At 73.3% G+C, this 11838-nt stretch carries 12 protein-coding genes and 2 tRNA genes; 3 read left to right on the top strand and 11 right to left on the bottom strand.

Features of this window, described 5'->3' with window-relative positions; all coding sequences use genetic code 11:
• Positions 1-177 precede the first annotated feature (177 nt).
• Positions 178-250, bottom strand: a tRNA-Ala gene (locus A949_RS0121845).
• Between the two features lie 149 nt (positions 251-399).
• Here A949_RS0121845 and A949_RS0121840 point away from each other — a divergent pair.
• A complete protein-coding gene (locus A949_RS0121840; RefSeq protein ID WP_019358163.1) occupies positions 400-1809 on the top strand; it encodes a glycosyltransferase 87 family protein in 1410 nt (469 codons plus the stop codon).
• On the opposite strand, the gene A949_RS0121835 is transcribed toward A949_RS0121840, so the two are convergent.
• The 3 genes from A949_RS0121835 to A949_RS0121825 all read right to left on the bottom strand — a co-directional run bounded on the left by A949_RS0121835 (position 1788) and on the right by A949_RS0121825 (position 3706).
• On the bottom strand, positions 1788-2021 hold the full coding sequence (locus tag A949_RS0121835) for a hypothetical protein (RefSeq protein ID WP_019358162.1): 234 nt from the start codon (positions 2019-2021) through the stop codon (positions 1788-1790). The two genes, A949_RS0121840 and A949_RS0121835, sit on opposite strands and share 22 nt — an antisense overlap.
• Before the next feature lie 7 nt (positions 2022-2028).
• Positions 2029-2223: a hypothetical protein gene (locus tag A949_RS0121830; RefSeq protein WP_019358161.1), complete on the bottom strand. Its 195-nt coding sequence runs from the start codon at positions 2221-2223 to the stop codon at positions 2029-2031.
• An 85-nt stretch (positions 2224-2308) separates the two neighbouring features.
• Positions 2309-3706 carry an MFS transporter gene (locus A949_RS0121825; protein WP_037707208.1) on the bottom strand — a complete coding sequence of 466 codons (1398 nt, stop codon included), beginning with the start codon at positions 3704-3706 and terminating at the stop codon, positions 2309-2311.
• Positions 3707-4057: 351 nt separating this feature from the next.
• On the opposite strand from A949_RS0121825, the gene A949_RS0121820 reads away from it, so the two are divergent.
• Positions 4058-5077 (top strand): helix-turn-helix transcriptional regulator, encoded by a 1020-nt coding sequence (locus A949_RS0121820; protein ID WP_019358159.1) that lies wholly within the window; start codon positions 4058-4060, stop codon positions 5075-5077.
• Positions 5078-5183: 106 nt separating this feature from the next.
• On the opposite strand, the gene A949_RS0121815 is transcribed toward A949_RS0121820, so the two are convergent.
• The 6 genes from A949_RS0121815 to A949_RS38575 form a co-directional block, all read right to left on the bottom strand.
• Positions 5184-5256 (bottom strand) — tRNA-Ala (locus tag A949_RS0121815).
• Positions 5257-5408: 152 nt separating this feature from the next.
• On the bottom strand, positions 5409-6044 hold the full coding sequence (locus A949_RS0121810) for a histidine phosphatase family protein (RefSeq protein WP_019358158.1): 636 nt from the start codon (positions 6042-6044) through the stop codon (positions 5409-5411).
• A 14-nt stretch (positions 6045-6058) separates the two neighbouring features.
• On the bottom strand, positions 6059-6511 hold the full coding sequence (rsfS, locus tag A949_RS0121805) for a ribosome silencing factor (protein ID WP_019358157.1): 453 nt from the start codon (positions 6509-6511) through the stop codon (positions 6059-6061).
• A 126-nt stretch (positions 6512-6637) separates the two neighbouring features.
• Positions 6638-8350, bottom strand: a complete 1713-nt coding sequence (locus A949_RS0121800; protein ID WP_019358156.1) for an LCP family protein — start codon at positions 8348-8350, stop codon at positions 6638-6640.
• Entirely contained in the window at positions 8347-8982 is a 636-nt protein-coding gene (nadD, locus tag A949_RS0121795) for a nicotinate-nucleotide adenylyltransferase (protein WP_026004905.1), read from the bottom strand. The genes A949_RS0121800 and nadD overlap by 4 nt, the downstream gene beginning before the upstream one ends.
• A gap of 17 nt (positions 8983-8999) precedes the next feature.
• Entirely contained in the window at positions 9000-9170 is a 171-nt protein-coding gene (locus A949_RS38575; protein WP_019358154.1) for a hypothetical protein, read from the bottom strand.
• 299 nt (positions 9171-9469) lie between these two features.
• Between A949_RS38575 and A949_RS0121785 the strand changes: the two genes are divergently transcribed.
• Positions 9470-10579, top strand: coding sequence for a M48 family metallopeptidase (locus A949_RS0121785; RefSeq protein ID WP_019358153.1), 1110 nt, complete (start codon positions 9470-9472; stop codon positions 10577-10579).
• Here A949_RS0121785 and A949_RS0121780 read toward each other — a convergent pair.
• Entirely contained in the window at positions 10533-11675 is a 1143-nt protein-coding gene (locus tag A949_RS0121780; RefSeq protein WP_026004904.1) for an SCO2583 family membrane protein, read from the bottom strand. The two genes, A949_RS0121785 and A949_RS0121780, sit on opposite strands and share 47 nt — an antisense overlap.
• Between the last annotated feature and the right edge of the window lie 163 nt (positions 11676-11838).

Below are 11838 nucleotides of genomic sequence, written 5' to 3'. Positions count from 1 at the left end.
GCGGGCCCCGACCAGGGGCGGGAGCAGCGCCGACGCGGGGGACCACACCTCGTGCGGGAGAACGCCGTCCTACGGGGCGCACCGCAGGGGACCGGCAGGGAAGCAGCATGGAGTCGGCATACGAAAAAGTGGGATGCAGCCGCGGAATCCGCGACTGCATCCCACCTCTTGCTTCTGTGGAGCTAAGGAGAATCGAACTCCTGACCTCTTGCATGCCATGCAAGCGCTCTACCAACTGAGCTATAGCCCCAGATCTCTGGTCCGCCGGGGCTTGCCCTCGGCGGCTTCGCCAGCTTACACGGGGTACACCGCCTTCTGCCAAATCGCTTCCCGCGACACCGGAGCGGTGGGCGGCCCGCCGTACCAGGGCCGGACCCCGGCAGTCGGTACTGTCGGCCCGTGAGCACCTCGCGCCGCCCCGACGGGAGCGCAGCGCCACCGGCACTCCGGGGCTGCCGCGGCATCCGGGACCGGCTGCTGCGGCGGCCGACGGCCCTGGCGCTCGCGGTGTCGCTGCTCTCCTTCGCCGCCTTCTGGGCCGCGCGGCACGCCACGGCCCCCTCGATGATCGATCTGATGGTCTACCGGGCCGAGGGCCGGGCCGTGCTCGACGGCCACGACCTGTACGCGATGCGCGCCACCTACGCGGACCTGCCCGCCACCTATCCGCCGTTCGCCGCGCTGCTGTTCCTCCCCCTGACGCTGCCGGAGGTGCCCGTCCTGCGTGCGGCGGCGACCGTCTCCGGCCTCGTACTGCTGGTGGCCCTGGCGCACCTGTCGCTGCGCCTGCTGCACCGCCCGCTGCACGTCCCGCGGCCGGCCGCGGCCCTGGGCGTGGCCGCGGTCGCGGTGTGGAGCGAACCGGTGTGGACCACACTGCGCTACGGGCAGATCAACCTCCTGGTGGCCACCCTGGTGCTGTGGGATCTCACCCGCCGCCCCGGGCGGCGCTGGGCGGGTGTGGGCATCGGCATCGCGGCGGGCATCAAGCTCACCCCCGCACTGTTCGCCGTCTACCTGGCCCTGCACGGGCTGGCGCTGCACGGGCCGGACCGCAGAAAGGGGCCGTGGAACCCGTGGCTGCGGCAGGCCGCCGTCGCGGCAGCGGCCTTCCTGGGTACCGCGCTGCTGGCCGCGCTGCTCCTCCCGCACGACTCCCTGCGCTTCTGGAGCGGAGCCGTGCTGCGGCCCGACCGGGTGGGACGGGCGGAACTCACCGACAACCAGTCGCTGAACGGGGTGGCAGCGCGGCTGCTGCACACCGGGGACCCGGGCGGACTGTGGCTGGGCCCGGCCCTCCTCGCCACCGTGCTCGGCCTGGGAGCGGCCGTGGCCGCGGCCCTCGCGGGGCGCCGCGGCCTGCCGAACGCGGGCGCCTGGTCCGCCGCGGCCTGTGCCGTCACCATGCTGCTGATCAGCCCGATCTCCTGGTCGCACCACTGGGTGTGGTGTCTGCCGCTGACGCTCCTGCTGGTCGTGGAGGCGCAGCGGCGCCGCAGTCTGCGCTGGTCGGCCGGAGCGCTGCTGGCGGCCCTGGTGTTCTGGTCCTACGTGCCGTGGTGGGTCCCCCGGGACCCGGACGCGCCGCGCCCTCCCGAACTCCACCAGAACGGCGCCGAGATACTGCTGTCGGCCTGCTACCCGCTCGCGGGGGCGGTGTTCCTCGGCGTCACGGCCGTGGTGGCGCTGCGGGTGCTGTGCGGCGGGGAGTCCGGCCACCGGCCGGGCGGCGCAGCGGGGACGGCGAGGACGGCAGGGGATGCCGGCGCCGGGGGCGGGGGCGGGGCTCAGGCCGTCGCGAAGGAGTAGAAGCGCTTCAGCGTGCAGTGCGCCTCCAGCAGGCGGCCGTAGATCGGCTCGCCGTCCAACTCGCGGTAGGTCTCGATCGGGTCGCCCTTTATGATCAGCGCCCGCGCGCAGTCCTCGCACCAGTACTGGTAGGCGCTGTTGACCGGTTCCATGTCACGGACGATCGGGGTGCCGCTGCCGCACCAGTCGCACTTCCTGCTGTGGGCGCCCATCGCTCAGTCAGCTCCAGATGTGGCCGCATGCCGTGCACACGTAGGAAACTCCTCCGTTGTCGCCGAGCACTTGGGCGACGTTCGCCGAACCGCAGGCCGGACACTGCAGATTGCCCGGGACACCCGGCCGGTGCTGCGCGCCGGGCGGGGGCCGTACGAGCGGGGATCCGGTGCCGTCCTCGCCGAGGACCGTCGCCGACATCGCACTCGCCCCTCCCCTTCCCCCTGGGCTCCCCCTTCCAGCCGCCCCGATTCTGCCACGTTCCGGCGTCCGGGCTAAGGGCCGGTCAAGCTTCCCCCGTCCATCCTCCTACCCTGCGCACCGCTCCGCTCAACGCGCCCGCCCCCGCCGCGACGAGCGACACGGCGGCCAGGGCCGTGCAGGTGAGCGTGAGCGCGTGTGCCGAGGTCGCGGGGGTGACCGGGGCGCGCTCGACGTGCTCCAGGAAGACCGCGCCGAACAGTGCCACCCCGCTCAGCAGGCCGAGCTGCGCGGTGGTCACCAACAGTCCGCTGGCGTCGGCCGCTTCGCTCTGCCGCACCCGCGCCAGGGCGCCGGAGAGCACCGGGTTGTAGGCCAGGGACATGCCGATTCCGCTGACGCTCAGGCAGCCGTAGAGCCACGGGCCGCCGTCCCCGCCGCCGGACAGAAGCGCCCCCAGCCACCCGAACGAGACCGCGGCGGCCAGGAACCCGGTGGCCGACAGCCGGGGGTGCCACGACTGCGGCAGGCGCCGCCAGACCATTCCGACCAGCGCGAAGAGTCCGGCGGTCGGCACCATCGAGACGCCGGCGAGCAGCGCGCTCTTCCCCAGCCCGGTCTGCAGATGCAGCATCACCACCAGGACGAAACCGGCGTTGACCGCCATCATGCAGAAGATGCGCAGCACGGCCAGCGGCACACCGGGAGCCCGCAGCACCAGCGGGGAGACCAGCGGCCGGCCGCCGCGGCGGGACAGCAGCAGTTCGTACCGTCCGAAGACCGGGGCGAGCGCGGCGCACAGCGCCAGGGACACCCATCCCCACAGCGGCCAGCCCTGCTCCCGCCCGAGCACGACGGGGACGGTGAACAGCAGCAGCACGGTGCCGAGCAGGACCAGCCCCGGCAGGTCCAGCGCCCGCCGCTCCTCGGCGCCGCCCCTGGGCTCGGTGCGCACCCGCAGCAGCGCGGGCCCCGCGAGGAGCAGGGCGGCACCCACCGGGACGTTGATCAGGAAGACCGGGCGCCAGCCCCAGCCGAACAGGTCGGCGCTGACCAGCACCCCGCCCAGCAGCTGGCCCGCCGCCGCACCGACGCCGAGCACGGCGGCGTAGGCGCCCAGCGCGCGGTTGCGGGCGGCTCCGGTGAAGGTCCGCTGGAGCAGGCTGAGGACCTGCGGCAGCATCACGGCGCCGCCCGCGCCCTGCACCAGCCGGAAGGCGATGAGCCAGCCGGTGCCGGTCGCCAGACCGCAGGCGAGCGAGGCGCCGGTGAAGAGGGCGAGGCCGCACAGGAACATCCTGGCGTGCCCCAGCAGGGCGCCCAGCCGGGCCCCGGTGATCAGCAGCACCGCGTAGGCGAGGGTGTAGCCGGCGATCACCAGTTGCAGCCCCGCGCCCGAGGCGTGCAGATCCGCGCGCAGGTCGGGGGCCGCGACGTTGACGATGAAGGTGTCCAGCAGGGCCATGAACTGGCCGCTGAGCACGATCGCCAGGAGCCACCCGGGGCGCGGGCCCCGACGCGCGTGGCCGCCGCCGGAGGCCGAGTCCCCGGCGGGACCCGGTCCGCTGCCGGGAACGGAACGGCTGTCGGCGGCGTGGTCTTTACTGAGGCCGCGGGCAGCGGACTCCGGGTGCCGCGGTGCGGGTTCCGTCACCGGTGCGGAGGTCCCCGCGGCGGCCGACGCCGGGAGGGGCGAAGAGGACGGCGAAGAGGACGGCGGGGAGGACGAGGTGGATGTCATGCGGGAAGCCTGGCCGGACGGCCGCGGGGCTCACGAGAGCGTGCCGATGCTGGTACTGACAGCACCTGGCAGCCGGTACGGGCTGCCGCGACGATGGGGGATGTGACAGTCATCGCCGAGAGACGAACGGAGCCGCGAGCGGCCGGCGGTGCCACCGGAGCGGTCCGCCCGCCCGCCCAGCGCCGCAGATCCGAACTGGCCGCGTTCCTGCGCAGCCGCCGCGCCCGGGTCTCCCCCGCCGACGTGGGGATGCCCGCGGGGCTCCGCCGCCGCACCCCCGGGCTGCGCCGCGAGGAGGTGGCCCAGCTCTCCGGGGTGGGGGTGACCTGGTACACGTGGCTGGAGCAGGGGCGTCCGATCAACGCCAGTGCGCAGGTCCTGGACGCGGTGGCCCGCACGCTGCGGCTCGACGAGGCCGAGCGCGATCACCTGTACCACTTGGCGGAGGTGCCGCGTCCGCCGTCTCCGGAGCGGCTCGCCGAGGCCGTCGACCCGGAGGTGCACCGCATCCTGGACGCGATGGACCCGATGCCGGCGGTGGTCTACAACGGCCGCTACGACGTGCTCGCCGCCAACGCCGGGTACCGGGCGCTGTTCCCGATGGTGGACCTGGTGGGGCAGCCCGAACGCAATGTGCTGTGGCAGCAGTTCGTGGCCATGCCGCCGTGCTGCTGCGCGCTGCTGGACCGCGAGGCGGAGCTGTCGCTGATGGTGGCGACGCTGCGCGGCAGCTACGGGCGACACGTCGGTGAGGCCGCCTGGGAGGAGTTCCTGGCCCGGATGTGCGAGGCGAGCGCGGAGTTCTCGAAGCTGTGGCGCAGCGGCGATGTGGCGCCGCCGGGGGCGCGGGTGAAGCTGGTGCAGCACGCCTCGGTCGGCCGGCTGCGGCTCAGCTCGACGTCGCTCCAGATCAGCGGTGCGTCCGAGGCCCGGATCGTGGCCTATGTGCCGCACGACGACGAGTCGGAGCGGCTCCTGGGGCTGGTGCGGACGATGGACGATCCGATGATCGGCTGCCAGGAGCACGCCGAGCCGCTGTCCCGGGTCCGGGAGCGGATGCTGCGCACGGGCAGCAGCAGGTGCGATGACGCCGGGGGTGCGAAGGGGCGGTGATCCGGCGTCCGCGAGGGTCGCGCCCGGCGCGTGCACCCCGGCGCGTACATCGAGGCCGCACGGCAAAGATCCCGCTCTCCGTGGCGGAGGGCGGGATCCTGGGCTGTGGAGCTAAGGAGAATCGAACTCCTGACCTCTTGCATGCCATGCAAGCGCTCTACCAACTGAGCTATAGCCCCGGGCTGCGGCGCCGGAGCGCCGCGGACGATCTGAAGCTTAGCGGGTGGCCGGGCCGAATGAGAAATCCGGTGGCCCGTCGCTGCCCTCCGGTCCCCTGCCGGCCCTCGGGCCGCGGCGTTCCCCGCGTCCCCGACGGTCCCGTCCGGTGAGGTCAGTCGTCGTCGCCGAGCACCGGCTCGGGCAGGCTGCCCGCGTTGTGCTCCAGCAGCCGCCAGCCGCGCGGCGTCTCGCCCAGCACGGACCAACTGCAGTTGGACAGCCCGCCCAACGACTCCCAGGTGTGCGGCGGCAGCCCGATGAGGCGGCCGATGGTGGTGCGGATGGTGCCGCCGTGGCTGACCACGACGAGCGTGCCGCTGTCCGGGAGCTTGTCGACTCCGCGCTCCACCACGGGCGCCGCCCGCTCGGCGACCTCGGTCTCCAGCTCACCGCCGCCCCGGCGCACCGGCTCGCCGCGCTTCCAGGCGGCGTACTGCTCCGCGTAGCGGTCGACGATCTCCTCGTGCGTGAGCCCCTGCCACTCGCCTGCGTAGGTCTCGCGCAGGCCCTCGTCGTAGGTGACGCCGAGCCCGGTGAGTGCGGCCAGCTCCGCCGCGGTGGCCGTGGTGCGCCGCAGGTCCGAGGAGAGGATGGCGTCCGGGCGCAGCGCCGCGAGCAGCCGTGCCGCCCGGCGGGCCTGGTCGAGCCCCGATGGGGTGAGCGGGATGTCCGTGGTCCCCTGGAACCGGCGTTCGAGGTTCCAGGCCGTCTGGCCGTGCCGCCACAGGACGATCCTGCGGTCCCGCACCGCCGCCGTGCCGTTCAGCGCAGCTCTCCGTCCAGTTCGTCAGCGGACCCGGCGCCGGCCCCCGTCGCCTCGGCGTGCTCGGCGCCCTTGCCGCGGGTCGCCACGGCGTCCTCGGGCAGCTCCAGCTCCGGGCAGTCCTTCCACAGCCGCTCCAGAGCGTAGAAGACCCGCTCCTCGCTGTGCTGGACATGGACGACGATGTCGACGTAGTCGAGGAGCACCCAGCGGCCGTCCCGCTCGCCCTCGCGGCGCGCGGGCTTGGCGCCCAGCTCCTTGTTCAGCCGCTCCTCGATCTCGTCGACGATGCCCTTGACCTGCCGGTCGTTGGGCGCCGAGGCGAGCAGGAAGGCGTCGGTGATGGCGAGCACGTCGCTGACGTCGTAGGCGACGATGTCGTGCGCGAGCTTGTCGGCCGCCGCCTGGGCGGCGGTGCTGATCAGCTCTAGGGAACGGTCCGTGGCGGTCACAGGTGAGGCTTTCGGGTCGGGAACATCTCGTGTTCCAGGGTCTCACGGCCACGCGACCGGATTTCGGCCCAGTCACGGCGGGCGGGGACGCCGCGCGCGGCCGGCGGCCGCCGCGCGCGACCGCCGTCACCCCCGGTAGTCGGCGCCCAGCACCACCGTGACATCGGCGTTCGCGGCCCCCTCGGCCTTGCGCACCGCACTGCCGGGCAGATCCAGCGTCTTGGCGATCCCCTCGGCCTCGGCCTTCCGCGCGGGCTCGGCGTAGGTCACCAGCGAGGTGGCGCGGGTGGTGCCCGTACCGGCCTTGACCACGGTGTAGCCGCCGTTGACCAGCGCCGCGGAGGCCGTGCCGTCCAGGCCGCGCCTGCCACTGGCGTTCTTCAGGCTCACCCGGGGCACGGCGTCCGGATCGGAGTTCTTGACACTGCCGCCGAGGACCTTCTTCACGATCCGGTCGCCGGCCTGTCTGCCGAGCGTCCCGTCGGCGCGCACGGGAAGCGTCCGGGTGCGGTAGTCGCCCTGCCTGGCGCGGTCCGCCAGCGCCGCCAGCGCGGAGCCGAGCTGGGCCTCGGACAGCGAGGGGTCGGGAATCTGGCCGAGGGACTCGACGGTCCTGGTGGCCGCCGACGCGTCGGCCGAGACCTTCTTCAGCAGCGCCTGCATGACCTGCCCGAACCGGGCGAGCTGCGCGGTCTGGGGTTCGCTCCGGGCGCGGTAGGTGGCGTAGGCCACCGCGGCGCGGCCGTCCAGATCCTGGTCGCCGCCCTTCTCGACCTGCGGTTCCGCGCCCCGCTTCGCGCCGGGCACGGTGGTGTCGGTGTCCAGGGTGATGCCGCCGACCAGCTCGACGAGGTTCTCCAGGAACGGGGTGTCCAGCCGCCAGGTGCCCTTGATGTCCGAGCCGAGCAGGGTGTTCAGCGCGTCGCGGGTGGGTCCGGCGCCGCGGTCCTGCACGGACTTGCCGAGGGTGGTCGTGCTGCCGTTCTCCGCGGAGACGGCGAGCGCGTTGGGCAGCAGGAGAGTGGAGCCCTCGCCCGCGCCCTCGTTGTCCACGAGCAGGGCAGTCGAGCTGGCACCGCCCTGCTCCCGCAGATGCAGCACGATCACGTCCCGCTGCTCGCCCGCAGCGGCGCCGCCCGTGCCGCCGTCGTCCCCGGTGCCCGGCAGCAGTCCCGCGTACCAGGCCCAGCCCGTGCCGCCCACCAGCAGCAGAGCGAGCACGACGACCAGCGCCACGCCCCGGTTCCGGCCCCGGCGCTTGGCCTCCTCGCGGCGCTCGGTGCGGCTCTCGGTGAACTTGAGCCAGTCGATGACGTCCTCGGAGTCGTCGCTGGTCTCCTCGACGAACGAGAACTGCTCGGTGCGGTACCCGTCCTCCTCGCCGGCGGGGGCCGCTTCCTCCCGGCCGCCGCCCCCGCCGTGCGGGGGCTGCTCCTGCGGGGACGGGCCGCCCTGGGCGGGCACCCGGTCGGCCTGCCGGGAGTCCGCCTCGGGGTACGGCACGGGCTGCTGGGGGTGCGCTTCCGGGTAGGGCACGGCCTGCCGGGGCTGCGTGCCCGCATACGGTGCGCCCTGCTGCGGGTGCGGAGCCTGGTGCCCCGGGTGGCCGCCCTGCTGCTGCGGATGGCCCGCGTACGGGTCGTGGCCCGCCTGCTGCCCGGGGACCTGGGCATAGGGGTCGTAGGCCGGATACGGATACGGTTCCTGCCCCGGGTACGCCCCCTCGGGCGGCGTCTCGGGCGGCATCTCCTGCGTGCGGTGGACGGGCCTGCCGTACTCGTCGTAGCCGATGATCTCGGGCCGGCGGCCGTAGGGGTCGTATCCGTAGCCGTCGCTCACGCTCGCGCGTCCCCCTCCGCGTCCCGCCGGTACAGCGCACGCTTGTTGATGTACCGCACGACCCCGTCCGGGACCAGGTACCAGACCGGATCACCGCGTTCCACCCGGGCGCGGCAGCCGGTGGAGGAGATGGCCAGCGCGGGGACCTCCACCAGGGAGACGCCGCCCTGCGGCAGCCCGGGGTCGGCCAGCGCATGGCCGGGCCGGGTGACGCCGATGAAATGGGCCAGCGAGAACAGCTCTTCGGTGTTGCGCCAGCTCAGGATCTGCGAGAGCGCGTCGGCGCCGGTGATGAAGAACAGGTCGGTGTCCGGATTGGCCTCGGCGAGTTCGCGCAGCGTGTCGATCGTGTACGTCTTGCCGCCGCGGTCGATGTCGATCCTGCTCACCGAGAACTGCGGATTCGACGCCGTGGCGATGACCGTCATCAGATAGCGGTCCTCGGCGGGCGACACCTGCTTGTGGCTCTTCTGCCACGGCTGCCCGGCGGGTACGAACACCACTTCGTCGAGGTGGAAGCGGGCCGCCACCTCGCTCGCGGCCACCAGGTGGCCGTGGTGGACGGGGTCGAAGGTCCCGCCCATCACACCGAGTCGCCGCTTACCGGTCCCGGGCACTATGTCCTCTCCCATGCGGGGCGACTCTACGCTCAGCGGTCCCGGTTGAAACGCGTGGTGAGCCACAGCAGCAGGATCAGCGCGAGCAGCGCGCCGCCACCGGTCAGATAGGGGCTCAGGCTCTCGTGCTGACCGCCCTCGCCGTGCTCGCCCCCCGAGGCGAGGGACAGCAGGGCGTCGTGTGCGGTGCTGGACAGAGTCATCGTCGGCGGAAACCCATCCCGTGAGGCGCGGACAGTCGGCGCGCGGTCGTCCCGCTCTCGCACACGTGCGGGAGCGGAACTGCGCAGCCACATCGTAAGCGTGGACCCTCCGGGCGCTCACCCCGACTCATCCGGACGCAACGGGAAGGCCCCGCCCGGCGTCCCACCTTCCGAGGTCCCGCGTTTCGGACCGGGCCGGGCCGAGGAGCCGGATCCGGTGCGTGCAGGGACCACGGGCCCAGCGGAATCCGGACGAGAGGCTCTAGTGTGGACAGCCCAGTCGACGAGGGGGAAACACCATGACAGACGGCACAGGCGGCACCGAGCGCCTGCCGGGCCGTGAGCGGCGGCGCTTCGAGGGGATCTCCTCGCGTGCGTACGAACACCCGACCGACCGCTCGGCGCTGGTGGCGCTGCGCAAGCTGAGCGGCTTCGACACCGTGGTCAAGGCGCTGAGCGGCCTGCTTCCCGAGCGCAGCATGCGGCTGCTCTTCCTCTCCGACTCGGTGCGGGTCAGCGACCAGCAGTTCGCCCACCTCAACGCCATGCTGCGGGACGCCTGCTACATCCTGGATCTGGAGAAGATCCCGCCGATGTACGTGACCCAGGACCCGAAGCCCAACGCGATGTGCGTCGGCATGGACGAGCCGATCATCGTGCTCTCCACCGGGCTGGTCGAGCTCCTGGACGAGGAGGAGATGCGGGCCGTGATCGGCCACGAGGTCGGCCACGCGCTCTCCGGCCACGCGGTCTACCGGACGATACTGCTGTTCCTGTCCAACCTCGCCTTCAAGGTCGCCTGGATCCCGCTGGGGAACGTCGCGGTCATGGCGCTGGTGACGGCGCTGCGCGAGTGGTTCCGCAAGTCCGAGCTGTCCGCCGACCGGGCCGGGCTGCTGGTGGGCCAGGACCTGCAGGCGTCGATGCGCGGGCTGATGAAGCTGGCCGGCGGCAATCACCTGCACGAGATGAACGTCGACGCCTTCCTGGCGCAGGCCGAGGAGTACGAGGCGGGCGGGGACCTGCGCGACTCCGTGCTGAAGATCATGAATGTGCTGCCGCGCTCGCACCCCTTCACCACGGTGCGCGCCGCCGAGCTGAAGAAGTGGGAGGCCAGCCGCGACTTCCAGCGGATCATGGACGGCCACTACCCGAAGCGCGCCGACGACAAGGACACCTCGGTGCGGGACTCCTTCCGGGAGTCGGCGAACCACTACTCCGAGACGGTGCGCAACAGCAAGGACCCGCTGATGGGCTTCGTCCGCGACCTGGCGGGCGGCGTCGGCGACGTCGGCGGCCGGCTGCGCGACACCTTCACCGGCCGCGGCGGCTCCGAGGGCCAGGACGGCGGCAGCGGGCCGGCTAACGGTTCGGCCGGTAAGGACGATCCGGGCTCGGGCGAGCGCTAGCCGCCAGCAGTCCGCACACCGAGGCGGCGGACCGGCCCCGTGCGTACGGATCGGTCCCCGCCTTGCCCGCGTCCTGGGCCCGCTCGCCCGCCAGCAGCGGCGCCAGCGCGTCGGAAGGGTCGTCGCCGCAGTTCATCGGTCCCGCCCGCATCGCGACCTGGCGCACGGTGACCTGATGCTCGCGCAGGTCCTGCCGCTCGAAGCGGAAGCGCACCTCCCGCCGTACGGAGAACAGGGAGGCGTTCCGCGGGGGCTTCCCGGCCGGTCCGCTGTCCGCGTTCTTCCCCCCGTCCCCGTCGGCGGGCCGCACCGCGTAGACGAAGACGTGGTCGGCGGTGACCTCCAGCCCGTCGCCGACCTCCTCGACGGCGAGGGTGCCGTCGACCCGCACCTTCGAGCTGGCCAGCGTCGCCTTGCCGCGGTCGAGGCGCACCATCCAGGCCGTGGCGCTGCGCCGCCCGTCGTCCCGCGGGTGCTCCACGCTGCGGTCGAACTGGCGCTGCTGGCGGGGGTTGAGCAGCAGGCGCACCGGCCGCACCGCGCCACCGGTGACGACGTCCGGGTCGAGGGAGCTCTCCACGATGTAGTCCTTGGCGACGGTCAGCGCCGAGAGCACCTGGCTCTCCGAGAAGTGGTCGCTGCTCCGAACGGGTGGCAGCGCCACTCCGTCGGCCCCGGTCGCGAACCGCCCCGCGGGGCTGTTCTCGAACAGGTCGCCCGGGGTGCCGCCCGGGACCCGGCCGGTGGGTGCCAGCGGCAGCACATCGCTGCGCAGGGGCTCGGCACCGGTCCGGACCGAGGAGGGGTAGGGGTTCCGTATGCCCATGTAGATGGCGGTGCCGAAGGCCAGCACGATCAGCGCCACCAGGACCAGCCCCTGCCGGGAGAAGCCCAGGCCGGTCCGGCCCCGGCGCTCGGCGTGCGAGCGGGCGCGGACCGCGGCGTGCTCCTCGTCCGCCATGCGCTCCTGCGCGGAGAACTCCTGGAGCCGCGCAGCCTTGATGAACGACTCGTCGAACACCAGGGATCGGTACTCGTCGTCGCCGTCGGGACCGCCGTCGGGCGTCCCGTCAGGAGGATCCACTCGCCCGGCCATAGCACCAGGGTAGGACCGACGGCGCGGACGTGAACGGCGTGGCTCCGGCCAACTTGCGGGACCCCGCGCGGTCTGCTCCGGGGGCGTCGCGGGCCCCCGCGGTGCCGGACCGGCCGGGGGTGGACCGGGGCTGCGAACGGCCCTCGCGGCGCCGGGCGGGGCG

This window comes from Streptomyces sp. AA1529, assembly GCF_000280905.1.
GTDB lineage: Bacteria > Actinomycetota > Actinomycetes > Streptomycetales > Streptomycetaceae > Streptomyces.
The sequence above is the reverse complement of the archived record's forward strand: the minus strand, read 5'-3'. Positions and strand labels throughout refer to the sequence as shown.

Coding starts and splice junctions, on each gene's coding strand:
- A949_RS0121830 (WP_019358161.1), bottom strand. CDS start 2,223: ATGTCGGCGACGGTCCTCGGCGAGGACGGCACCGGATCCCCGCTCGTA.
- A949_RS38575 (WP_019358154.1), bottom strand. CDS start 9,170: ATGACTCTGTCCAGCACCGCACACGACGCCCTGCTGTCCCTCGCCTCG.
- A949_RS0121835 (WP_019358162.1), bottom strand. CDS start 2,021: ATGGGCGCCCACAGCAGGAAGTGCGACTGGTGCGGCAGCGGCACCCCG.
- A949_RS0121780 (WP_026004904.1), bottom strand. CDS start 11,675: ATGGCCGGGCGAGTGGATCCTCCTGACGGGACGCCCGACGGCGGTCCC.
- A949_RS0121820 (WP_019358159.1), top strand. CDS start 4,058: ATGGGGGATGTGACAGTCATCGCCGAGAGACGAACGGAGCCGCGAGCG.
- nadD (WP_026004905.1), bottom strand. CDS start 8,982: ATGGGAGAGGACATAGTGCCCGGGACCGGTAAGCGGCGACTCGGTGTG.
- A949_RS0121785 (WP_019358153.1), top strand. CDS start 9,470: ATGACAGACGGCACAGGCGGCACCGAGCGCCTGCCGGGCCGTGAGCGG.